Annotated in this window: 19 protein-coding genes and 1 riboswitch; of the genes, 7 read left to right on the top strand and 12 right to left on the bottom strand. The window is 63.9% G+C overall.

From position 1 onward, the window contains the following. Positions 1-77: 77 nt before the first annotated feature. Positions 78-164, top strand: a riboswitch (glycine riboswitch). Between the two features lie 149 nt (positions 165-313). Genes gcvT through gcvP form a run of 3 tightly spaced genes read left to right on the top strand, consistent with a single transcriptional unit; the run spans position 314 to position 4,618 of the window. Next, on the top strand, positions 314-1,414 hold the full coding sequence (gcvT, locus tag ACYHH6_RS24255; RefSeq protein WP_352588854.1) for a glycine cleavage system aminomethyltransferase GcvT: 1,101 nt from the start codon (positions 314-316) through the stop codon (positions 1,412-1,414). 6 nt (positions 1,415-1,420) lie between these two features. Further along, a complete protein-coding gene (gene gcvH, locus ACYHH6_RS24260) occupies positions 1,421-1,789 on the top strand; it encodes a glycine cleavage system protein GcvH (RefSeq protein WP_112564620.1) in 369 nt (122 codons plus the stop codon). An 18-nt stretch (positions 1,790-1,807) separates the two neighbouring features. Then, positions 1,808-4,618 carry an aminomethyl-transferring glycine dehydrogenase gene (gene gcvP, locus ACYHH6_RS24265; protein ID WP_352588851.1) on the top strand — a complete coding sequence of 937 codons (2,811 nt, stop codon included), beginning with the start codon at positions 1,808-1,810 and terminating at the stop codon, positions 4,616-4,618. Positions 4,619-4,710: 92 nt separating this feature from the next. On the opposite strand, the gene ACYHH6_RS24270 is transcribed toward gcvP, so the two are convergent. The 10 genes from ACYHH6_RS24270 to cpaB all read right to left on the bottom strand — a co-directional run bounded on the left by ACYHH6_RS24270 (position 4,711) and on the right by cpaB (position 14,901). Beyond that, entirely contained in the window at positions 4,711-5,883 is a 1,173-nt protein-coding gene (locus ACYHH6_RS24270) for a GGDEF domain-containing protein (protein ID WP_352588848.1), read from the bottom strand. A gap of 161 nt (positions 5,884-6,044) precedes the next feature. Next, positions 6,045-6,515 (bottom strand): hypothetical protein, encoded by a 471-nt coding sequence (locus ACYHH6_RS24275; RefSeq protein ID WP_352588846.1) that lies wholly within the window; start codon positions 6,513-6,515, stop codon positions 6,045-6,047. A gap of 162 nt (positions 6,516-6,677) precedes the next feature. Continuing rightward, positions 6,678-7,499: a PA3715 family protein gene (locus ACYHH6_RS24280; protein ID WP_352588843.1), complete on the bottom strand. Its 822-nt coding sequence runs from the start codon at positions 7,497-7,499 to the stop codon at positions 6,678-6,680. 132 nt (positions 7,500-7,631) lie between these two features. Beyond that, positions 7,632-8,597: a type II secretion system F family protein gene (locus ACYHH6_RS24285; RefSeq protein ID WP_352588840.1), complete on the bottom strand. Its 966-nt coding sequence runs from the start codon at positions 8,595-8,597 to the stop codon at positions 7,632-7,634. Between the two features lies 1 nt (position 8,598). After that, positions 8,599-9,564 (bottom strand): type II secretion system F family protein, encoded by a 966-nt coding sequence (locus ACYHH6_RS24290; RefSeq protein ID WP_352588837.1) that lies wholly within the window; start codon positions 9,562-9,564, stop codon positions 8,599-8,601. Positions 9,565-9,568: 4 nt separating this feature from the next. Beyond that, a complete protein-coding gene (locus tag ACYHH6_RS24295) occupies positions 9,569-10,990 on the bottom strand; it encodes a TadA family conjugal transfer-associated ATPase (protein WP_192258762.1) in 1,422 nt (473 codons plus the stop codon). Next, entirely contained in the window at positions 10,987-12,201 is a 1,215-nt protein-coding gene (locus ACYHH6_RS24300; protein WP_352588834.1) for a CpaE/TadZ family protein, read from the bottom strand. The genes ACYHH6_RS24295 and ACYHH6_RS24300 overlap by 4 nt, the downstream gene beginning before the upstream one ends. Before the next feature lie 44 nt (positions 12,202-12,245). Next, positions 12,246-12,512 (bottom strand): hypothetical protein, encoded by a 267-nt coding sequence (locus ACYHH6_RS24305; protein WP_352588831.1) that lies wholly within the window; start codon positions 12,510-12,512, stop codon positions 12,246-12,248. A gap of 4 nt (positions 12,513-12,516) precedes the next feature. Continuing rightward, entirely contained in the window at positions 12,517-13,917 is a 1,401-nt protein-coding gene (locus ACYHH6_RS24310) for a type II and III secretion system protein family protein (RefSeq protein ID WP_352588828.1), read from the bottom strand. A 78-nt stretch (positions 13,918-13,995) separates the two neighbouring features. After that, a complete protein-coding gene (gene cpaB / locus ACYHH6_RS24315; RefSeq protein ID WP_352588825.1) occupies positions 13,996-14,901 on the bottom strand; it encodes a Flp pilus assembly protein CpaB in 906 nt (301 codons plus the stop codon). A gap of 260 nt (positions 14,902-15,161) precedes the next feature. On the opposite strand from cpaB, the gene parE reads away from it, so the two are divergent. Further along, a complete protein-coding gene (gene parE / locus ACYHH6_RS24320) occupies positions 15,162-17,216 on the top strand; it encodes a DNA topoisomerase IV subunit B (RefSeq protein ID WP_352588822.1) in 2,055 nt (684 codons plus the stop codon). Positions 17,217-17,260: 44 nt separating this feature from the next. Then, positions 17,261-19,330 carry an FUSC family protein gene (locus ACYHH6_RS24325; protein ID WP_352588819.1) on the top strand — a complete coding sequence of 690 codons (2,070 nt, stop codon included), beginning with the start codon at positions 17,261-17,263 and terminating at the stop codon, positions 19,328-19,330. Positions 19,331-19,334: 4 nt separating this feature from the next. Here the strand turns inward: ACYHH6_RS24325 and ACYHH6_RS24330 are convergent, their stop codons facing one another. After that, on the bottom strand, positions 19,335-20,456 hold the full coding sequence (locus ACYHH6_RS24330; protein WP_352588816.1) for a DUF2336 domain-containing protein: 1,122 nt from the start codon (positions 20,454-20,456) through the stop codon (positions 19,335-19,337). Between the two features lie 152 nt (positions 20,457-20,608). Here ACYHH6_RS24330 and ACYHH6_RS24335 point away from each other — a divergent pair, with 152 nt between their 5' ends. Then, entirely contained in the window at positions 20,609-21,061 is a 453-nt protein-coding gene (locus tag ACYHH6_RS24335) for a MaoC family dehydratase (RefSeq protein WP_352588813.1), read from the top strand. Then, a complete protein-coding gene (locus tag ACYHH6_RS24340) occupies positions 21,061-21,942 on the top strand; it encodes an HpcH/HpaI aldolase/citrate lyase family protein (RefSeq protein ID WP_352588810.1) in 882 nt (293 codons plus the stop codon). The genes ACYHH6_RS24335 and ACYHH6_RS24340 overlap by 1 nt, the downstream gene beginning before the upstream one ends. Before the next feature lie 70 nt (positions 21,943-22,012). Here the strand turns inward: ACYHH6_RS24340 and ACYHH6_RS24345 are convergent, their stop codons facing one another. After that, positions 22,013-22,597 (bottom strand): nitroreductase family protein, encoded by a 585-nt coding sequence (locus tag ACYHH6_RS24345; RefSeq protein ID WP_352588807.1) that lies wholly within the window; start codon positions 22,595-22,597, stop codon positions 22,013-22,015. Positions 22,598-22,747 lie beyond the last annotated feature (150 nt).

Consider the following 22,747-nt stretch of genomic DNA (forward strand, 5'->3'; position numbering starts at 1 on the left):
AGGAAGATGTCGCTGGCAGGTGACAACGTGTCGCCGACAAGCTATGGATGGCGCGTCGAGGGCTCAGGTCTGAGTCCTACCTGTTTGCGGGAGAGAGCAGCGCGAGCTGCCGCCGAAGGGGAAATCGCCCGAAATCTCTCAGGCAAAAGAACCGTAGACGGGAAAGACACTCTGGAAAGTCGGGGCTTGCCCCCGCGCCGAAGGTGTAAGCGCCGCTGACAGAGTTCCGGTTGCGCGAGTCTCTCAGGCTTCAGACAGAGGGGCACGGACTGGTCGCCAGCAGCGGCCGATTGCGTGCGACTCTGGAGATGACATGACGGGCGACGATACCAAACACCTTCCCCTCGAGGACCTACACACCGCCGCCGGCGCGCGCTTTGGCGCCTTTGCCGGCTGGTCGATGCCGCTGACCTATCCGGCCGGCGTGATGAAGGAGCACCTCCACACCCGCGAACATGCCGGCCTGTTTGACATTTCGCATATGAAGCTGTTCGAAGTCGGCGGCCCTGGCGCCGGCGCCCTGCTCAACCGCGCCTGCCCGCTCGATGCCGGCGCGCTCGACATTTCGCAGTCCAAATACACCTTTTTCCTCAATGAGGCCGCCGGGATCATCGACGACCTGATCGTCACCCGGCTCGGCGATACCAGGTTCATGGTGGTCGCCAATGCCGGCAATGCTGTTGAGGACGAGAAGCATTTGCGCGCGCTGGCGGCGGATTTCGATGTGAAGGTCGAGGCGCTTGACCGCGTCTTTCTCGCCATCCAGGGACCCGAAGCGTGGGCTGCCTTGTCCCGCGCCGGCATTGAGACCGGCTCGCTGCTGTTCATGCACGGCATCGAGCCGAAGCAGAACTGGTTCATGAGCCGCTCCGGCTATACCGGCGAGGACGGATTCGAGATCGGCCTGCCGGAAGCGGATGCGCGGGCTTTGGTTGCGAAATTGCTTGAGGACGAGCGCGTGTTGTGGATCGGCCTTGCTGCACGCGACTCGCTGCGGCTGGAGGCCGGCCTCTGCCTGCATGGCCAGGACATCACGCCGGAAATCGATCCGGCCAGTGCCGGCCTGATGTGGGCGATCCCCAAGGATCTCCGTGCCAGCGGATCCTTCATCGGTGCCGACGCCTTGCGGGCGATCCTGGAGCGTGGCGCGGCGCAAAAGCGCGTCGGCCTGAAGCCGGACGGCCGCCAACCGGTGCGCGCCGGTGCTGCCCTGTTCGACGCCGACGGCAATGCGGCCGGCCATGTCACATCAGGCGGCTTCGGCCCTTCGGCCGGCCACCCCGTCGCCATGGGATACGCGTCAACGCCCCTGGCCAAGCCAGGGACAAAACTCTTCGCCGACGTTCGCGGGACGAAAATCCCGATCGATATCAGTTCCTTGCCCTTCACTCCTCATCGCTACCGCAAAGGATAAATCCCGATGGCAAAAACCTATTTCACACAAGATCACGAATGGCTGAGCGTCGAGGGCGGCATCGCCACCGTCGGGATCACCGACTATGCGCAGGAACAGCTTGGCGATCTTGTCTTTGTCGAACTGCCTCAAATCGGCACGAAGCTGAGCAAGGGCGATACGGCCGTGGTTGTCGAATCCGTCAAGGCGGCCTCCGACGTCTATGCGCCGGTCGATGGCGAGATCACCGACGCCAATGGCGCACTGTCCTCGGACCCTTCGCTGGTCAACTCGGCGGCGACCGGCGACGGCTGGCTGTGGAAGATGAAGCTTGCCGACGAAGGCCAGCTCGCCGGCCTCATGGATGACGCCGCCTACAAAGCCCATATCGGCTGATAACAGGACTTAAAAACGATGAGCGCAGCACTTACCCCCTTCTCGGCCCGCCATATCGGCCCTGATGTCAATGATGTCAGAGCCATGCTTGCCGTGATCGGCGTTCCCTCCGTCGAGACGCTGATCAGCCAGGCCGTGCCGCAGTCGATCCGCCTCGACCTGCCGCTGACGCTGCCCGCACCGGCGAGCGAAGCCGAGGCGTTGGCCGAATTGTCGGCGACCATGGCGAAGAACACGGTGCTGAAGAGCTTCATTGGCGCCGGCTATCACGGCGTCCATGTGCCGCCGGTCATCCAGCGCAACCTGTTTGAGAACCCGGCCTGGTACACCGCCTATACGCCCTACCAGGCCGAGATCAGCCAGGGCCGCCTGGAAATGCTGTTCAATTTCCAGACCCTGGTCACCGAGCTGACCGGGCTGCCCGTGGCCTCGGCCTCACTGCTCGATGAGGCGACGGCGGTGGCCGAAGCCGTCGGCATCGCCTTGCGCCATCATCGCGACAAGCGCACCAAGGTGGCGCTGGCCGGTACGCCACATCCGCAGACGCTGGACGTCGTGCGCACCCGCGCCGAACCGCTCGGCATCGAGATCGACGGCGAGACCATCGACGACAACACCGCCGCTCTGCTCGTTTCCTGGCCGGACACGTTTGGTGTCTATGGCGACCACAAGGCGGCGATCGACAAGGCCCGCGCCACCGGTGCGGTCGTCGTCTTCATCGCCGATCCGCTCGCGCTCACGCTGACCGATGCCCCGTCCAAGCTCGGCGCCGACATCGCCGTCGGCCCGATGCAGCGCTTTGGCGTGCCGATGGGCTTTGGCGGCCCGCACGCCGCCTACTGCGCCGTCTCCGACAAACTGACCCGGCTGATGCCCGGCCGCCTCGTCGGCCAGTCCACCGACAGCAAAGGCCGCCCGGGCTATCGTCTCGCCCTGCAGACACGCGAACAGCACATCCGCCGCGACAAGGCGACCTCCAACATCTGCACCGCGCAGGCGCTGCTTGCCAACATGGCGACGGCCTATGCGATCTGGCATGGCCCCGCCGGACTGCAGGCGATTGCAGCGCGCATCCATGAGCTCGTCAATCGCCTCGCGGCAGGCCTGAAGGCATCAGGCGTTTCGGTGCTCGGCTTACGCCGTTTCGACACAGTGACGGCCGAAGTGAAAGGCAAGGCTGCTTCGATTGCGGCTGCCGCTGAAAAGGGTGGCCGGCTGCTGCGCATCATCGATGCCGACCGCATCAGCATCGCCTTCGACGAAACCTCGACCGAAGCCGATCTCGAGGCGATCGCCGCCCTGTTCGGCGCCAAGCCAGGCACCGCCGAAGCCGGCGCAATGCCCGGCAAGCCGCGTGGCAAGGAGTTTTTGACCCAGCCGGTCTTCCGCGAGAACCACTCCGAGACCGACATGATGCGCTTGCTGCGCCGGCTGGCCGACAAGGATCTGGCGCTCGACCGCACCATGATCCCGCTGGGCTCCTGCACCATGAAGCTCAACGCGGCGGCCGAAATGATGCCGGTCAGCTGGCCGAGCGTCGCCAATCTGCACCCCTTCGCGCCGGCCAGCCATTCGCAGGGGTATCGCGCGATGGTCGGCGAACTGGAGGGCTGGCTGTCTGAGATTACCGGCTTCGACGCCGTCAGCCTGCAGCCCAATGCCGGCAGCCAGGGCGAATATGCCGGCTTGCTCGCCATCCGCGCCTATCACCGCGCGCGCGGTGAAGGCCATCGCACCATCTGCCTGATCCCCTCCTCCGCGCATGGCACCAATCCGGCGAGTGCGGCCATGGCCGGCATGAGCGTCGTCGTCGTGCGCTGCCTGGAAGACGGCAATATCGACATGGACGATATGCGGGCCAAGGCCAACGAGCATTCCAAGAATCTCGCAGCGCTGATGTTCACCTATCCTTCGACGCACGGCGTCTACGAAGAAGGCGCGCGCCACCTCTGCGCCCTGATCCATGAGCATGGCGGCCAGGTCTATTTCGACGGGGCCAACCTCAACGCGCTGGTCGCCCTGGCGCGACCCGCCGACATCGGCGCCGATGTCTGCCATATGAACCTGCACAAGACCTTCTGCATTCCGCATGGCGGCGGCGGTCCGGGCGTCGGCCCGATCGGCGTCAGGGCGCATCTCAAGCCCTATCTGCCGGGTCATGTCACCGAAGGCTCGGCGCATGCCGTGTCGGCTGCCCCGTTCGGCAGCGCTTCCATCCTGCCGATCACCTGGATGTACATCCGCATGATGGGCGCCGGCGGGCTGAAGCAGGCGACGGAGACGGCAATCATCTCAGCCAACTATGTGGCGACGCGGCTCGCGCCGTACTTCCCGCTTCTCTACAAGGGCAGGCACGATCGCATCGCGCATGAATGCATCCTCGACACCCGCGTGCTCAAGGAAAGCGCCGGCATCAGTGTCGACGACATCGCCAAGCGCCTGATCGACTACGGTTTTCACGCGCCGACCATGTCGTTCCCGGTCGCCGGCACGCTGATGGTCGAGCCGACCGAGTCCGAGCCCAAGCGCGAGCTCGACCGGTTCTGCGAGGCGATGATCGCCATTGCCGGCGAGGCCGCCAAAGTGGCGAAGGGTGAATGGCCGCTCGAGGACAACCCGCTGGTCAACGCGCCGCACACGGCGGCCGAAATGCTTGCCGGCCAGTGGACGCATCCTTATTCACGGCTGGAAGCGGCTTACCCCGCCGGAGACGTCGATACCGCGGCCAAATACTGGCCGCCGGTGTCGCGCATCGACAATGTCGCCGGCGACCGCAACCTCGTCTGTTCCTGCCCGCCGCTGTCGGAATATCTCGGCGCCGCCGAGTAGAGGCTACAGGCAATTCCCGGGAAAATGCGACGCGGTTTTCCCGGGAAAAGCGCGCAGCGCTTTCCCTTGGGAATTGCGGAAAAGCAAATGGATCAAGCAGAACGCAAGGCCGGCCCGTCGGCCTTGCTCGTCTTGTCCAGGATCAGCACGCGGTTTCGCCCGGCGTGCTTGGCCGCGTAGAGCGCCTTGTCGGCCTCGGCCAGCACCTCGTCGAGGCTGCTGCCGCCCTCCGCGCCGAAGCCGATGCCGCCGCTGACGCTGCTGCGCAGCGGACCGCGCGGCGTCGGCACCACTTCCGTACCGAAGGCGACGCCGATCTTGCTGGCGAGATCGTAGGCCTTGTCCTCGGTCATCCGCGACATGACCAGCGCGAACTCCTCGCCGCCCAGCCGGAAGGCGTGGACGCCGGCCCTGTCATACTTCTTGATGATTGCGGCGAAGCGGCACAGCACCCGGTCGCCGACCGGATGGCCATAGACATCGTTGGTCCGCTTGAAATGATCGAGGTCGAACATGGCGACCGACATGAACGGACCGAAGACGCGCTCGCCATAGAGTGAATTCAAAGCCCGCCGGTTCATCAGGCCGGTCAGCGGGTCGGTCAAGGTCTCGGCCTTCAGTTCGATCTGCGCCTGCAAATGGTGCAGCGACAGCGTCAGCGCGCCGAGCGCCGTCATGCATGCGACCGCGACGACGGAATTCAGCCGCTCGGCCCAATTGTCGGGCGCGACGCCAAGCACCCACTGGCCCTTGACCAGAAGCACCGCGCCGCAGAGCCCGAAGGACAGACCACAGACGCCGCTCAAGGCCGAGACGACCAGAAGAATGCCGCGATCATGACCGCCGCCCTTTACCCAGAACATCACCCCGATCGAGGCGAGCAGCACCGTTACCGTCGTATAGGTGAGGATGAAACCGACACCGTCGAAACCGAGATAGGTCACGCCGGCGCAGATCGCCATCGCAAGCAGGGTCGGCAGGACGGCTCGACTGTGGTCGCGCACACCGAGATACTGCATGGCCGAAAGCGAGAGGGCCAGGAAACCGAGGCTGAGCAGCGCCAGAGCTGCCTGGGAAAGCCAGGGATTGGGCTCCCTTGTGTAGCGCCAGAACACGATGACATGGGCGACAAGGACCAGGATGCCGCACGCCACCGTCAGCACAAAGCGCGCACGCGGCGCCGTGAACCAGATCGCAAACATGGTAACGCTGAGGCATGTGCCCGACAGCGCAGCCGCCAGCAGGAGGGAACTGAAATCCAGCATGGGTGAACGACAGCCTTCAGGGATCGTCGGTTACACCGCATCATAGGCGAGCGGCCGCTTCGAGATACCGTTTTTGACCGGGCTTGCAGTGCAAATTTCCGACAGGGTTTACAAACCGTCGATAGATCGCGGCAGATACCGCAAACGACGGTTGCGAAGCCTCACCCCTTGTTGAGCAGCGCCAGATTGGCGTTGACCACGGTCGGGTCGGCCATGCCTGCCCTTGCTTCCATCAGCAGGGCTCTTGCCTTCTGCTTGTTGCCGCGCAGCAGCTGCGAATAGCCCATATTGTTGACGATCTGCGGCTTGCGCCCGGCAACCTTCAACAGCTGGTCATAGGCGCGGTCGGCGAAGTCGAAGCGGCCGAGCTCGTCGTAGGACGCCGCCAGCCCCATCCATCCCTCGGCACTATCGGCCTTCAGCTCCACGGCCTTGCGGAAATGCTGTTCGGCAAGACCGTAATTGGCGTCGCGGAACTGCGCCTTGCCCTGCGCCAGGTCGGACGTGCTGACGTCCTTTGCCGCCGGTTGGATCGATGTGGTCTTGGTCTTGTCGACATTCTCAGTCGTACAACCGCTGACCGCCAAGACGGCCGCTAGCGCGGCCATTGCAGTGAGACTTCTGTGACGCATGCCCCTGCCCCAATCGCCCGATTTATCGGGTCATTCTCTGGGGATCATGTGTACAGGAGAGCGATTAAGCTTCAGTGCTGAAATGCGCTGAAAATTTGGTTTCCGGCACACCGTCCGTTAACCACGAGGCGCAGCCTTCGATCGGCATCGACGCCACCGGCCTCAAGGTTCCAAGGCGTTGAGCGCCGCCGGAACCGGATAGCGGCTGCCGTCATAACGCAGCCGATAGGTATGGCCTGTGGACTTGCCGGGATGGGACTGGCACTCCCCGTTCGCATCAGGAAATGGATTATCGGTATCCGATCGCTCGACCACATGAATGTCGTGATAGCCGTGATGTATCGCCCGGCCCATGGTCAGCGTCACCTGAGTGGAATGAAACGATCCTGCGCAGTTGGTATCGCCCTCGCCGCCACTGCCTGCCACGATCATGCCAGCGAGCACCACCCGCAGGCCGTTGCCGTCAACCGCATAGAGCCGCAGATCGGTCTCGCTAAAAGGATTCGGCTGCGAATGGTTTGCCATCTCGATGCGCAGGCCGAAGGCGGTGATACCAGGGGCCAGCCCATAGCGGCCGGTGTCGAACTCGATCTCGCGGATTGCGATGGCGTCATCCGTCATCAGATCAGGCTGGAGCAGCCGCTGGCGCACCTGCAGGCTGTTCCGGTCGACCACCAGCAACTCGATATCGCCGACGTGTCGGTCGTCGCTGGATTGGGAGCTGTCAATCAGCGGCACCGCGACCAGCAACAATTCGTCATGGGCGGGCCAGACCTTGCAGACCAAACCGAACGGCGTATCGCCGTCCCGGAGGGTTTGAGCGATGCTGGTATGGGGCTCGAGTGTGAACGAGGTGCCGTCAGCACTCTTTCGAGCCTTGGGATAGGCCTGCTGCACGAGAGCGGCAGCATCGCCGCAGTTGCCGGCCGCAGCCTGGGCAGGCGACAAGCCAGCCGTGGCAAGGCAGAGGAAGACGGTGCACAAGATTATTCGCATTGGCTGATCACTCATCTGCAGGTTTTGCCGAAGCGGCCACACTGGCCGGGTCCCGCGAAATCCAGGCAGGGCTAATTGAAGAGAGTAACCGCAGGAAGTCGCCGGGCGGCTCCGACGTATCTACTGCGCGGCAGTCATTTTGACGATGATCGGAATGACGGCGATCATCAGCACCACCGGCAGGATGCACACCACCACCGGCACCGACATCTTGGCCGGCAAGGCATGTGCCTTTTCCTCGGCCAGCGACATGCGCTTGTGGCGCATTTCGTCGGAGAACACACGCAGCGCCCCGGCGAGGCTGGTGCCGAGTTCCTTGGACTGCTGCAGGAGCGTGGCGAAGGAGCGCACCTCGTCAAGGCTGAGGCGGTCGGCGAGCGCCTTCAGGGCATCGTCGAGGCTGCGGCCAGCCCTCAGTTCCAGCGACACCAACTGCAGGTTCTGGCTGAGCGACGGATAGGTCTTGGCCAGTTCCTTCGAGACGCGCTCGATGCCGGCTTCCATGCTCATGCCGGCATCGGAGCAGACGATCATCAAATCCATGAAGTCGGGAAAGCCGTTGCGGTATTCGCGCATTTTTTCCCGCACCTTCTGGCTGAGCACCAGGCCGGGCACGAAATAGCCGGCGGCTCCCGACAGGATGATGAAGGTCCAGCGGCTGGTCGCGGTGGAATCGGCGCTCGCCATCCACTGATTGACCAGGAACGCGCCGATCGCTGTGCCCACGAGACAGCCGAAGCGGATCAGGAAGAACGTGCCGACCGCGCGCGGCTCCATATAGCCCGCCTGGATCAGCTTCATGCGCAGCCGGGCGACATTTTCCGGATCGCTCTTGGCGTAGAATTCCTGCGCCCGCTTCACCGCCTTCTCGCGCACGACGCTCTGGCTCTTCTTCGGCGCCGCCTCGACCTGTTCGGGAGCCTTCCTGTCGTCGACCTTGAGCCGGCGCTTGAGATCGTTGCGGTCGCCTTTGGCCAACACCAGCGGCCATGCCACCGCGCCGCCGCCCAATGCCAGCAGCAGCGCGGCCACCGGCATCATCGAGGTCGGCGCCAGCGAGGCGAGGAACTGGATCATCTGTTCCATCTCAGAACCGGAAGTTCGACATCTTGAACATGATGATGTTGCCCAGCATCAGCCATGACACCGAGCCGCCCAGCAGGTACCAGGTCTTCGGCACATCCCAGACCTGGCTGTAAAATTGCGGCATCAGCACCATGATGGCGGCGAACAGCAGCGCGGGCACCGCAGTCAGGATATAGGCCGACATGCGGCCTTCCGTCGAAATGGCGCGCACCTTGCGGCGCAGCTTGCCGCGTTCGCGGATCGTCGTCGACAGCCCGTCGAGGATCTCGCGCAGATTGCCGCCCGAACTCGTCTGGATCGACACCGCGGTAACGAACAGCGGCAGATCCTCCTGGCCGACCCGGTCGAACAGTGAGTTCAACGCCGAGACCAGGTCGGAACCATAGGTCACCTCGTCGGAGATAACGCCGAACTCGGTGCCGATCGGATCGGGCATCTCGCGCGACACCATGGAGATCGCCACCGGAACCGGATGCCCGGCCTTAAGGCCGCGCGTGATCAACTCCAGCGCTTCCGGCAGTTGCACGCCGAACCGCTTGACCCGGCGGCTGCGCTTGGTACGCAGCACCAGCACCGGCAGCAGTGGCGCGAGCATCACAAACAGCAAGATGGCGAGCAGCAGCGGCAGACCGTACCAGAGTGCGGTGAGCATCATCGCCAGTGCCACGCCCGTCGTGATCATCAGGAATTTCGGCAACGGCATCACCATGCCCGACTGCGTGCGCAAGGCGCGAAAACGATCGGGCGAGAACAGCGAGGTGCCGGCGTCCAGGCCGCGCTCCTTGCGCAGCTGGATCAGCACCTGTTCCTGGCTGATCTTGTTTTCCTGCAGCTTCATGCGCCGGTTGATGGCCAGGCGCTTGTCGCTACGGCCGGCAAAAAGCAGATAGCAGCCTTCGGCGATCATGATGCCGGTCAGCGCTGCCGCGGCATAGACGACATAGATCGGGCTGAAACTCTCGAACACCAGCCTACTCCTGCGGTCGGCCGGGTTCGAAATATTTACCGGGGAATTCGATGCCCATATTGCGCAGATCCTCAAGAAAGCGCGGGCGAATGCCGGTCGCCTCGTAGTGACCGAGGATGGTGCCGTCGGCTTCCATGCCGGTGCGCACGAAGCGGAATATCTCCTGCATCTGGATGACGTCGCCTTCCATGCCGGTCACCTCGGCGACGCTGGTCACCTTGCGCTTGCCGTCGGAGAGGCGCGTCAGCTGGACGATAAGGTCGAGCGCGCTGGCGATCTGGCTGCGGATCGATTGCACCGTCATCGGCATGCCGGTCATACCCAGCATCTGCTCCAGGCGTGAAATGGCGTCGCGCGGCGTGTTGGCGTGGATGGTCGCCATCGAACCTTCATGGCCCGTGTTCATCGCCTGCAGCATGTCGAAGGCCTCCTCGCCGCGGCACTCGCCGAGGATGACGCGGTCGGGGCGCATGCGCAGCGCGTTCTTGACCAGGTCGCGCTGCTTCAGTTCGCCATGACCTTCAATGTTGGCGGGGCGCGTTTCCATGCGCGCGACATGCGGCTGCTGCAGTTGCAGTTCGGCCGCGTCTTCGATGGTGATCAGCCGCTCGTCTTCCGGAATGAAGGCCGACAGCGCGTTGAGCATCGTCGTCTTGCCGGTGCCGGTGCCGCCCGAGATGATGGTGGTCTTGCGGGCATGCACGGCGGCGGCCAGCACCTCGGCCATATTCTGGGTGATGGCGCCGAACTCGACCAGTTTGTGCAGGCCGAGCTTGTTCTTGGAAAACTTGCGGATCGACACCAGCGGCCCGTCGACGCCCACCGGCCGGATGGCGGCGTTGAAGCGCGAGCCGTCGAGCATGCGGGCGTCAACCATCGGCTGCGATTCGTCGACCCGGCGACCGACGGCGGCGACGATCTTGTTGATGATGCGCAACAGGTGCGCCTCATCCTTGAACGGGATGTGGACCTGCTGCAGCTTGCCGCGTTTTTCGACAAAGCAGTTCTGGTGGCCGTTGATCAGGATGTCGTTGATGTCGGGGTCCTTGAGCAGCGGCTCCAGCGGACCGAGGCCGACCATCTCGTCGACGATGTCGTCGACCAGCGACTCGAGCTCGACGGTGTTGATCGCCATCCGCTCCTGACGGGTCTTTTCCGATACGAATTCCTGCACTTGCCGACGCATCTCTTCCTTGGGCAGGCGCTCCAGCGCGACAAGGTTGATTTCCTCGAGCAACAGACGGTGAATGCGCACGCGGGCGTCGAGCACCTTGTTGGCGCTTTTTCCCGGCGTTGTATCTGGCTTCGGCGGCGAGGCCTTGCGGATCGTCGGAATGACCACCGCATGATGCGCGACCGGCGCGGCATCGGCCGGCTTCAGCGGGCGGACGTCACGGTTCTGCAGGGTCGAGAAGCGACTGGTCATCCCGCTTTCCTCTTCAGGAGTCCCCTGCCGATGCCGAACAGCGAGCGTGATTTCTCCGGCGTCGCCACGGCTTCTTCCGGCAGGATGATCTTCTTCAGATCGTTGACGACATTGGCGTTCGGGTCGATCTCGTGCAGCGGCACGCCGCGGTCGACCGCTTCGCGCACCAGCCGGTAATTGTTGGAGATGCCGCCGACGAAATGCTCGCCGAGGATTTCCTGCACATCCGCCTGCTTGATACCGTTGTCGAACATCTTCTGCTCGAACCGGTTGACGATGACATTGGGCTTCACTTCCTTGCCGGCCGTCTCGTAGACTGCCTGGATCAGCCGCTGTGTGTGGCGCAGGCACGGCACCGTCATTTCGGCGACGATGTAGAGCTTGTTGGAGCCGAGCAGCACCGTCTCCGTCCACGGAAACCAGGTGCGCGGCATGTCGATGACGACATTGTCGAAATAGGCCGAGACGAGATCGAGCATGCGCACCACGACATCGGTCTTGAACGAGCGCATTTCGGATGGATGTGTGGGGGCGGCCAGCACGCAGAGCCCGCTGGCATGCTTGGACAGCATCACATCCAGCAGCTGCCGGTCGAGGCGCTCGGGCTGGTTCTCGATTTCGGTGATGTCGAAGCGCGGCTCAAGGTCGAGATATTCGGCGCAGGCGCCCTGCTGGAAATTGAGGTCGACCACGCAGGTCGACGCGCCGCGCGTCACCGAATGATGCAGCTGGAAGGCGGTTTGCAACGCCAGCGTCGTGGTGCCGACGCCACCGGCGGCCGGCATGAAGGTGTAGATCTGCGACTCGGTGTTTTCCTCGCGTCCCGGCCCTTGCAGCGCGCGGATGGCGGAGCGCACCAGGTCTGCGGTGGTGATCGGCTTGACCAGGAAATCGGCGACCTGCAGCTGCACCAGGATGCGCACCGCGGCGGCGTTGAACTCCTGGGTGACGACGACGACCGGAACCCGGCCTTCGAGCCGGCGCATGATGCGCTGCAGCGACTCGATCTCTTCCAGCTTCGCCGCATCCATGTCGACGATGAGCGCGCCGAAATCGGCTTCCTGGACCTCGCCGCGCAGTTCGGAAATGTTCTTCTCGACGGTCGAAAGCTGGATCACCTCCGAGGCCGCGAACGCGGTGCGCGTATCCTGCACAAAGGTCCGGTCGCTGGACACCAGCAGGATTTTCTTGGTTTTGATGCCGCTTGCCATTTTGTCAGCCTGTCAGGTCATTCCCGGTAAAATCGCCAGGAAGATCAATCGGTTGTCGACGTTGGTTGCACTGCCTTGGCGCCCGCCGCCTGATCGGCGGCGTTGACCGCCGCCTCACTGCGCTGCGCCGGCACCAGCAGCCTGGTGTTCTGGACGCCGTACTTCCAGGGATCGACCATCTGCATGGCCGTATTGGCAGCCTGCGCGTTGCCGGCGGCCGTCGTCGGCCCCTCGCTGCGGATATAGTCGTCGCTGGTGCAGCCGCTGGCGAGGCCGGCGAACAGCAGGGCGATGCATGGTCCCATGCGCATGGCTTCAATCCTTCGGCAGGTCGAGGAAATGCCCGACCGTGGTGACCGGGGCCGGCTGTGCCGTGCTGCCGCTGGCCATTGCCATTGCGCGGTTGGCGTCGGACGCCTTCACTTCTTCGGTGTTGTTGAGGAAATAGTCGACATTGCTGGCCGGCTGCGTGCCGTCGGTCGGCTCGAGCAACTTCTTCGACGGATCGACCGGCTTGACCAGATAGGGGGTGACGATGATCACCAGATCGGTCTCGCGCCGCTGATAGGATTTCGAGGAGAACAGCGGGCCGAGCACCGGCAGCTTGCCGAGGCCGGGAAGACGCGACGTGGTGATGTCGTTCTGCGATTGAAGTAGACCGGCGATCATGAAGCTCTGGCCGTTCTTCAGGTCGACCGATGTCCTGGCGCGACGCACGATAAAGCCCGGCACCGAAATCTCACCGATATTGTAGGAGGCCGAGGCATCGATCGAAGACACTTCCGGCGCGATGTCGAGGCTGACCAGTCCGTCCTTCAGCACGGTCGGCGTGAAATCCAGGCTGACGCCGTATTTCTTGTAGCTGACCGAGATCTTGCCATTGTCCTCGGAAACCGGGATCGGGAACTCGCCGCCGGCGAGGAAGCTTGCCGTCTGCCCCGAACGGGCGATCAGGTTGGGCTCGGCCAACCGCCTGGCAAGGCCGCGCTCCTCCAGTGCCTTGATGGCAACGTCGATCGACAGGCCGTTTGACAGCAGCCGGCCGATGATCTCGCCATTGCCCGCCGCCGGCAACGAGCCCGGCTCGATGGTGACGTCTCGCCCGCCAAGGCCGTAAGCGAAATTGGCGCTGTATTTGGCGCCAAGATCCTGTCCGGCCTGGCGGTTGATCTCGACGAAGCGGACGTTGAGCTGAACCTGCTGCGAGGACGAGATGTTGACCGAATTGATCACTTCCTCATTGCCGGAGAAGCGGCTGGCGATCTTGCTCGCCTTCTCGGCGGCGACTGCGTCGTCCGCCTCGCCCGACAGCACGACGCGGCCATTGGCCGAGCCGACCTTGATCTTGGCGTCCGGCACGCTGGCGCGGATGGTGCTGGCCAGTTGGTCGGTGTCCAACGTCACCTCGATGTCAACGGTGCCGACCAGCTGCTTGTTCTCGTCGAACAGCGCGATTCCGGTGGTGCCGAGATTGTTGCCCAGCACATAGAAGGATTTGTCGGTCAGCGGATTGACGTTGGCGATCTCCGGATCGCCGATGACGATCTGGTAGAAGGCGGCATTGGTCATGATCGTCTTCGGCTTGCCCTTGGCCACCTTGATCGACGCATTCTTGGTCGACGACACATAGACGATGTCGTTGTCGGCCCTGGCCGGCGCGCTGAGGCCGAGCATTGCGGCCGCGGCGAGGCAAGCCGCCATCGCAAACGCCCGCATTGGGCGCAGCCCTTTCGTCATCCGATATGCATGAAGTCCCGACATCTGTCCCGTCCCTCGCCCGGTCCCCACCGGCAGTTATGGCTGGTCCCGCGCAGGAACCTGGTATTCCTCGACCTGCGTGCCGCGCGTCACGATGATCGTCTTGAATTTCGGCCTCTCAGGCTCCTTGGTCGCGGCCGTGAACAGCGCGCCGGCAGCGGCCTGAACGCTGGACGCGACCGACCCGCCGAAGGATGAGATGGTGGTGACGCCGTCCTTTGCGGCACCGCCGTCGGCGGAGGAGCGGAGCGACAGCGACAAGGTGCCGACGGTGCGGGCAAGCGCCACTTTCTGCGCGCCGTCCGTTGTTACCTCGATGGTTACGGAATTGGCGATCTGCGGCGTGGTCTGGCGCTCGTCGGCGCCCTGCCCGACGGTCAGCACCCTGGCGTCGGAGACGACGATTTCGGAGGTAACGGTCGAACCGGCCGCGCCTTGCGCATTCTTGGCCACTTCCTGGATTTCACCGGCATCGCGAGTCAGCACCACGTCGACGCGGTCACCCGGCATCACGAAGCCGCCGACCCCGGCGATCTCGTCGGTGCGGATGGTCACCGCCCGCATGCCGGGCGTCATCATGTTAGACAGCGTCGCGCGGCCGTTCGGCCCCGACAGCTTGCTGAGCAGCACCGGCTCGTTGATCTCGATCGGCGACAGCACAACACGGCTGCCTTCGGCAAGCAATGCGTTGATGGTGGTGAAGGCGCCCTGCGGCACGGACTCTTCCGACCATGGGATTTCAGTGAGCTGTGCGCGGTCGAGTTCCATGCCGTAACGCAGCGGTGCGTTGGCCACCACAATGGTCTTGAACTCAACTTTTGGGGTCACGGGCGCCGGGATCGCCGCCGTCTTTTCCTCGGCATCGGTCCTGGCCTGGCTCTTGACCCAGAAATCCGCGGCAAAGATCGAGATCGCGCCGAAGACGGCGGCGATTCCGATCATGGTTATGGCCTTGCCCCTCACAACTAACCCCTGACACCCTGATGGTCTTTTGTTTATTGAGGCCCACACTAGGCCGCTTGGTTAAAGATTCAGGAATCCCGGCCGGTCCGCACGGACCTATTTCCGCCGGCTTGGTTATCGAAAGGTTTTAGGATAAGAAGGGGTTAAATCCCCGAACGTAACAGGAACTTCCGTCGCTTGGCGCTGAAAAGCGTGGCAGTATCGACGGGTGATTCGCGGCACCGGATTCTATGGCAGGCATGGACGACAACAACGATCTTTTCGGCAATCTGGAAAAGCAGCCCCAACCGACCCGGACAACGGCGCGCCCAGCTGATCCGCTGGTGCAGGCCGCGAAGCGTCCCGTTGCGACCAAGGATGGCAGCGAAGGCTACAGCGCTGCCGACATCGAGGTGCTGGAAGGGCTGGAGCCGGTGCGGCGCCGTCCCGGCATGTATATTGGCGGCACCGATGACAAGGCGATGCACCATCTGTTCGCCGAGGTCATCGACAATTCGATGGACGAGGCGGTCGCCGGCCATGCCACCTTCATCGACGTCGAGCTTTCGGCCGACGGGTTTCTGACCGTTACCGACAATGGCCGCGGCATCCCGGTCGATCCGCATCCTAAATTCAAGAAGCCGGCGCTCGAAGTCATCATGACGACGCTGCATTCGGGCGGCAAATTCGACTCCAAGGTCTATGAGACCTCGGGCGGCCTGCACGGCGTCGGCGTCTCCGTCGTCAATGCGCTGTCGGACCATCTCGAAGTCGAAGTGGCGCGAGGCCGCCAGCTCTACCGCCAAAGATTCTCTCGTGGCGTTCCGGTGAGCGGGCTGGAGCAGCTCGGCGAAGTGCACAACCGCCGCGGCACCAAGATCCGCTTCCATCCCGACGAGCAGATCTTCGGCAAGGGCGCAGCCTTCGAGCCGGCACGGCTCTATCGCATGACGCGCTCGAAAGCCTACCTGTTCGGCGGTGTCGAGATCCGCTGGAGCTGCGATCCGTCGCTGATCAAGGAAAAGGACCAGACGCCGGCCAAGGCGGAGTTCCATTTCCCCGGCGGCCTGAAGGACTACCTCAAGGCATCGCTCGGCGACGACTTCCAGGTGACGCGGGAAATCTTCGCCGGCAAGAGCGAGAAGCAGGGCGGCCACGGCTCGCTGGAATGGGCGGTGACCTGGTTCGGCGGCGACGGCTTCATCAACTCCTACTGCAACACCATCCCGACCGGCGAAGGCGGCACGCACGAAGCCGGCTTCCGCAATGTGCTGACACGCGGGCTTCGCGCCTATGCCGATCTCGTCGGCAACAAGCGCGCCTCGATCGTCACCTCCGAAGACGTCATGATCTCGGCGGCAGGCATGCTTTCGGTGTTCATCCGCGAGCCGGAATTCGTCGGCCAGACCAAGGATCGGCTGGCAACGATCGAGGCCATTCGCATTGTCGAGACCGCCATCCGCGATCCCTTCGACCATTGGCTGGCCGACAATCCGCAGGAAGCCTCCAAGCTCTTGGAATGGGTGATCGCGCGCGCCGACGAGCGGGTGCGCCGGCGTCAGGAAAAGGAAGTGTCGCGCAAGAGCGCGGTGCGCAAGCTCAGGCTACCCGGCAAGCTCGCCGACTGCACGCAGAATGCCGCAGCCGGCGCCGAGCTGTTCATCGTCGAAGGCGACTCGGCCGGCGGCTCGGCCAAGCAGGCGCGCGACCGCGCCAGCCAGGCCGTCCTGCCGCTGCGCGGAAAAATCCTCAACGTCGCCAGCGCCGGCAACGACAAGCTGGCCGCCAACCAGCAGATTTCGGATCTGATCCAGGCGCTCGGTTGCGGCACGCGCTCGAAATACCGCGACGAGGATCTGCGCTACGACCGCGTCATCATCATGACCGACGCCGACGTTGACGGCGCCCATATCGCGTCGCTGCTGATCACCTTCTTCTACCAGGAAATGCCGGGCCTGGTGCGCGACGGCCATCTCTATCTGGCGGTGCCGCCGCTCTATTCGATCCGGCAAGGCGGCAAGGTCGCCTATGCCCGTGACGATGCGCACAAGGACGAGCTGTTGCGCACCGAATTCACTGGCCGTGCCAAGGTCGAAATCGGCCGCTTCAAGGGCCTGGGCGAGATGATGGCCGCGCAGCTTAAGGAGACCACCATGGACCCGAAGAAGCGCACTTTGCTCAGGGTCGATGTGAACGAAATCGATTCAGCCACCAAGGACAGGGTCGATGAGCTGATGGGCACCAAGCCTGAGGCCCGCTTCCGCTTCATCCAGGAACGCGCCGAATTCGCCGCGACGGAAGTGCTGGATATCTAAGCGTCAGCCGGTCTAGCCTGCGCTTCCGATACGGAGACCAGCTTGTGATCTGGGCGCGGCTGAAGAGCTATTTCGAAGCCAGTTTGGCGGGGCTGGCTCAGCCGACACGCTCGGACTGGATTTTCGCGCTACGCACCGTTTCGGCCGGCCTGATCGCGCTTCTCCTTGCCTACGCGCTAAAACTCGAACACCCGCAATGGGCGATGATGACAGTCTTCATCGTCGCCCAGCCGGTCGCCGGTATGGTGCTGGCGAAAGGCTTTTACCGGCTGCTCGGCACACTGGCCGGTGGGCTTGCGGCGATCGGCATCACCTCCGTTTTCGGCACCAACCCCTGGCTGCTGGTCACGGCGTTGTCCGTCTGGATTGGCCTGTGCACGCTGGCTTCGTCGCTGCTGCGCAACCCGGAAGCCTATGGCGCCGCACTTGCCGGCTATACCGCGATGATCATCGGGCTGCCGGCTTTTGGCCAGCCGCATGTGATCGTCGATCTCGCTGTCGCGCGCTGCGCCGAGATCGTGCTCGGCATTGTCTGTGCCGGGCTGACGAGCCGTCTGATCCTGCCCAAGCTGGCGGCCGACGCCATCATCTCCAGGCTGAAGCGCAGCATCCTCGACCTTGCCATTTATGCAGGCGGCGCTTTTTCCGGCGGCGACCCGGCGACGCTAGCCGGCCTGCACCGCAAGCTTATTGCTGACGCCCAGACGCTGGCCGAGATGCGCACCTATGCCCGGCTCGAAGCGCCGAGCTTCGCCACCCGCGCCCATCCGGTCCGGCGCACTATCGGCCAGCTCCTGTCGGCGCTGTCGGCGGCGCGCGCGCTGCATTCGCACGCCGCGCCGAAAAACGCAGCACTCATCCCGGTGCGCTCCGAACTGCAGTCGCTGGTCAGCGAACTTGCAGCCACGTCCGAGGCGCTGGACGACACGTCGCCCTGGGTGACGCGGCTTGACGCGATCGCCGGCAAGGCCCGGCAAATGCCCGACGCCTCGACCGATCAGGGCGACGACAGGGTCGGCACCATAACGCGCCTCACCATCGCCGCCGATTTCGCCGAAGCCTTCAGGCAGGTGCTGCGCGGTCTGGATGCCCTGCGCGCACCGGTGACCCGTCCTGGTCAAGGCAACAGGCAGCAGCCCGCGCTGGTGGTGCACCGCGACTACCCCGGCGCTTTTCGCAATGCCATACGCGCGGCCCTCGCCACGCTGGCGGTCGCCGCCTTCTGGCTGACGACGAAATGGTCCGATGCCGCCGGCACCGTCATTCTCGTGGCCGTCGTCTCCAGTCTTTTCGCCGCCCGGCCTGACCCGGTTCAGGTGTCATGGGGGTTCTTCAGGGGAACGCTGCTGGCTTTGCCCTTTGCCTTCCTTGTCGGCCAGGTCGCGCTGCCCGCCCTGCCCGGCTTCGGCTGGTTCACGCTATTTGTCGTGCCGATCCTGATTCCGACGGCGCTGGGCATGGCCAATCCGCGCACCGTCGGCGTGGCGACCGCCTTTGCCATCAACTTCCTCGCCTTCCTCAGCCCGCATCAGGCGATGACCTATGCTCCGGGCCCGTTCTTCGCCGGCTCGGCGTCGGTGCTGGTCGGCATCCTGCTGGCGATCGGCGTCTTCATCGTTGTGTTGCCCGCCGACCCGTGGCTTGCGGCCAACCGCATCGTGCGCGCCATGCGAGAGGACCTGGCCCGGCTTTGCCTGCATGAGCGTATGCCGCGGCGTTCGGCTTTTGAGAGCCTGGCCTATGACCGTATCAACCAGCTGATGCCACTCTTGCAGAATGCCGGCAGGAAAGGCGATGCCGTCCTCGGCGGCAGCGTTGCCGCCGTCACCGTCGGTCTCGAGATCCTGCGGCTGCGCACCGCGCAGCAGAGCCCGGCCACGCCTTCCGAAACCGCGCTTTCGATCGGCAATTTCCTGCGCGGTCTGGCGCGTGAACTGCTCTTTCGCGCACCCGGCGATCCGCAGACGGCAACCATCGCCGTCGCCCGGCAATATGCGACCGGCCTTTCAGAGCGCAGCGGCAGTGCCGACACGCTGCAGATCGCAGCCTCGCTGCGCATCATCGCCGCAGCGATCGAGGATTTCCCGGATTTCTTCGCCAAGGATCGGGGCTAGGACGTCAAGCTGCGGCAATTGCCAGTGCGTGACCACGCGCATTTTCGCGCAGCGCGTCGAGATGGATCGACTTGACGAGGCCGGCGAGATCGCCCTCCGTGGACTGGCCGCCGAGTTCCTTCAGCATCAGCCAGCTGACTTCCTGCACGCCGGCGACGCGCTTGCCGTTGGCGACTTCGCGCCAGATCTTGAGCGCGCGCAGGATGATGGCGTGGGTCGGAGCGGCAAGACCGGCGCCGCGAAACAGCGCCTGCAGCGCAACGTCTTGTCCGCCGGCAAGCAGCGCCCGCACCCGTTGCTCCGACTGTTGGCTGAGCGCGACCAGGGTCGAGCCGAAAAAGTCGACCTTGCCATGGGCAATGGTGCGTATGATGAAACTTGCGGTCAGGTCGCCGCGCAGGCGCAGATGTTCGATGAGTGCGCCATGTTCCTCCGTGCGCGTGCATTCGACCAACCGCACCGAAGCCTTGACGCAGGCATCGCGCGTGACGCGCTCGGCTCTGGCTGCCCCCATCAGCGCCATGACCAGCGGTGAACCCTTCAGCGTTTCGCCGAGCTTGACCAGCAGCATGTGCCGGCAGTCGGCGGGCAGCCTGATATCGGTGACCATGGCCTCGCGCAAATGAGCGATATGCCCATGCCGCTCGGCCATGCGGCGAAAGCTGAGCGATGCAATATCGGCACCGTCATTGGCGAGCAGCGCGGCGCATGCTTCCGGTTCGCCGATCTCGGCAATGGCCGCGGCAACCGCCATCGAGACGACCGGCCGGTCGGCGATCAGTTTTTGCGTCGCCTTGTGACCGGCCGCAACGCGGTCAATCAGATCGGCATCCGTGAGCAGCGGCGAGCGCGCCAGCACCAGGGCTGCCACTTCCGGCTGATCGGAGGCGAGCGCGCTGATGATCTGCAGCGGCGCGTGATGGCTCATCGACAGTGCCTCGGCCAGCGCCAGCCGCACCTTCGACGAGGCATCGTCGAGCAGCAGCGTCAGCGCCGCCTCGGCGGCGCAGCGGTCCTCGAACGGCAGGTCGGAATTGATATAGGCGCGGGCGAGCGCGCTCGCCGCCGCGGCACGCTCCGAAACCCTCGCCGTGTAGATCCATTTGAGAAAATGCGAGACAACCATACTGCCTGCTTATGCCCCTTGCCGGAAAGCTTCCGGCCCCAGGAATGACCCTAGGCAGAAAAGGTTTACGAACGGTTCACCATGTTTATTAACTGGCTTGCGGGAGGCATGGGCAGCGCCTATCACCCGTCAGGCAGCAGAGGAGAATGATAATGGCCGGGCTTTATCTCGAAGAGTTCGTCGTCGGCCATGTCTTCAGGCACACTCTGCGCAAGACCGTCACCGAAAGCGACAACATGCTGTTTTCGGTGATGACGCTGAACCCGCAGCCGCTGCATATCGACTTCGACTTCGCCGCCAAAAGCGAATGGGGAAAGCCGCTGGTCAATTCACTGTTCACGCTCGGCCTGATGATCGGCATTTCCGTCAATGACATCACCGTCGGCACGACGGTTGCCAATCTCGGTATGAAGGAGACGGTGTTTCCGCACCCGGTTTTCCACGGCGACACCATCCGTGTCGAGACGACGGTGCTCTCGGTCCGGGAATCGAAATCGAAGCCGGACCGCGGCATCGTCGAGTTCGAGCATCGCGCCTACAATCAGAGCGATGTGCTTGTCGCCAAATGCACGCGCCAAGCGATGATGATGAAAAAGGCGATCTGATGCGCTCGCTGCTGTTTGTGCCCGGCGATTCCGAAAAGAAGCTGGAGAAAGGCTTTGGCGCCGGCGCCGACGTGGTCATCGTCGACCTCGAGGATTCCGTCGCGCCACAAAACAAGGTGGCGGCGCGCGAGATCGCGGCACGCTTCATTGCCGGCAACAGGCAGCAGACAAGCTCCGCCATCTATATCAGAGTCAACGATCTCTCGACCGGATTGACCGACGATGATCTTGCAGCGCTGGTGGCAGTCAAACCCGACGGCATCATGCTGCCGAAGTCGAACAGCGGCCAGGATGTTCAGCAGCTCTCCGCAAAGCTCCGCGTCCACGAAGCCGAAAACGGATTGCCGGACGGCGGCATAAAAATCCTGCCGATCATCACCGAGACCGCTGCCGGCGTGCTTGCCGCCGCGAGCTATGCGGGGGCAAGCGCCCGGCTTGCCGGCCTCACCTGGGGTGCGGAAGATCTGTCGGCTGCGATCGGTGCGCGCGCCGCGCGCGACGACAACGGCCGCTATACCGATGTCTTCCGTCTTGCCCGCTCCATGACCATCCTCGCTGCCGGCGCGGCCGAAGTCGCGGCGATCGACACGGTCTTCCCCGCCTTTCGTGACATGGCTGCCTTCGAAGCCGAATGCGCCGGGGCCGAGCGTGACGGCTTTACCGGCAAGATGGCGATCCATCCGGCGCAAGTGCCGATCATCAACGCCGCCTTCACGCCATCGGCCGAGGCGGTGGAACGCTCGCAGGCCATCGTCGCAGCGTTCGAAGCTGCCGGAAATCCCGGCGTGGTCGGCATTGACGGCAAGATGTATGACCGGCCGCATCTGCGGCTGGCCGAACGGCTCCTGGCCCGGGCCGGCGCTGCGGGCGTTTCTACTTAGTCCCGTTGAGTGTAACGCCGCCCAACGGCCGCTCGTCGGCACGGATGCGCCGGCTCACGACGGCACGCGTTCAAGCCTTCCACGGCCCCGTATAGTCGGCATAGAGCTTTGCCGGATCGGGCCGCGGCCGTTCCGGCGCCGGCCCCTGGTAGGAGCCGATATGGACGAAGCCGACGACGCGTTCCTGCGGCGCCAGCCCCAGCAGTGCCCTGCCCTCGGCCACGTCGGAATACCAGTTGCTGATCATGTTGGTGCCGTAGCCCAGCGCATTGGCCGCGATCATCAGGTTCATCGCCGCCATGCCGCCGGACAGGAACATTTCCCATTGCGGGATTTTTGGGTTGTCCTTCGGAACCGACACCACGCCGATCACCAGCGGCGCACGCGAAAACCGCGCCAGCTCCTGGTTGTGGCGGTTTTCCAGCAACGGCCCTTCGCGCTGTTCGGCAAGGGCGGCCAGCTTCCTGCCGATCTCGACGCGCGCTTCGCCACGATAGAGGATGAAGCGCCAGGGCTCCAGCCGGCCGTGATCGGGCACACGGCTTGCAGCCGCGATCATGGTCGCAATATCGGCATCGCTGGGCGCCGGCTCCTTCAATTCAGGAATCGGTGCGGAATTTCGGGTCAGCAGGAAGTCGATGATCGGCGACGCCATGGGGCCTGGTCTCCTAAAGCACTCGATTTTGAGCTGAAGCGCGCCATTTGCGGATCGGGGCGGCTCGGGCAATTGGCGCGGACGCGCCGGACGAAAGAGCCTGTTGCCAAGGCGGATCGGACTCTTAAGCCTTGAAATTGCCACCGCCTT

Source organism: Mesorhizobium sp. P171375, assembly GCF_057786075.1.

Coding starts and splice junctions, on each gene's coding strand:
- ACYHH6_RS24335 (WP_352588813.1), top strand. CDS start 20,609: ATGGCCGGGCTTTATCTCGAAGAGTTCGTCGTCGGCCATGTCTTCAGG.
- gcvT (WP_352588854.1), top strand. CDS start 314: ATGACGGGCGACGATACCAAACACCTTCCCCTCGAGGACCTACACACC.
- ACYHH6_RS24275 (WP_352588846.1), bottom strand. CDS start 6,515: ATGCGTCACAGAAGTCTCACTGCAATGGCCGCGCTAGCGGCCGTCTTG.
- ACYHH6_RS24285 (WP_352588840.1), bottom strand. CDS start 8,597: ATGGAACAGATGATCCAGTTCCTCGCCTCGCTGGCGCCGACCTCGATG.
- ACYHH6_RS24295 (WP_192258762.1), bottom strand. CDS start 10,990: ATGACCAGTCGCTTCTCGACCCTGCAGAACCGTGACGTCCGCCCGCTG.
- gcvH (WP_112564620.1), top strand. CDS start 1,421: ATGGCAAAAACCTATTTCACACAAGATCACGAATGGCTGAGCGTCGAG.
- cpaB (WP_352588825.1), bottom strand. CDS start 14,901: ATGATCGGAATCGCCGCCGTCTTCGGCGCGATCTCGATCTTTGCCGCG.
- ACYHH6_RS24345 (WP_352588807.1), bottom strand. CDS start 22,597: ATGGCGTCGCCGATCATCGACTTCCTGCTGACCCGAAATTCCGCACCG.
- ACYHH6_RS24270 (WP_352588848.1), bottom strand. CDS start 5,883: ATGCTGGATTTCAGTTCCCTCCTGCTGGCGGCTGCGCTGTCGGGCACA.
- ACYHH6_RS24340 (WP_352588810.1), top strand. CDS start 21,061: ATGCGCTCGCTGCTGTTTGTGCCCGGCGATTCCGAAAAGAAGCTGGAG.
- ACYHH6_RS24330 (WP_352588816.1), bottom strand. CDS start 20,456: ATGGTTGTCTCGCATTTTCTCAAATGGATCTACACGGCGAGGGTTTCG.
- parE (WP_352588822.1), top strand. CDS start 15,162: ATGGACGACAACAACGATCTTTTCGGCAATCTGGAAAAGCAGCCCCAA.
- gcvP (WP_352588851.1), top strand. CDS start 1,808: ATGAGCGCAGCACTTACCCCCTTCTCGGCCCGCCATATCGGCCCTGAT.
- ACYHH6_RS24310 (WP_352588828.1), bottom strand. CDS start 13,917: ATGCGGGCGTTTGCGATGGCGGCTTGCCTCGCCGCGGCCGCAATGCTC.
- ACYHH6_RS24305 (WP_352588831.1), bottom strand. CDS start 12,512: ATGCGCATGGGACCATGCATCGCCCTGCTGTTCGCCGGCCTCGCCAGC.
- ACYHH6_RS24300 (WP_352588834.1), bottom strand. CDS start 12,201: ATGGCAAGCGGCATCAAAACCAAGAAAATCCTGCTGGTGTCCAGCGAC.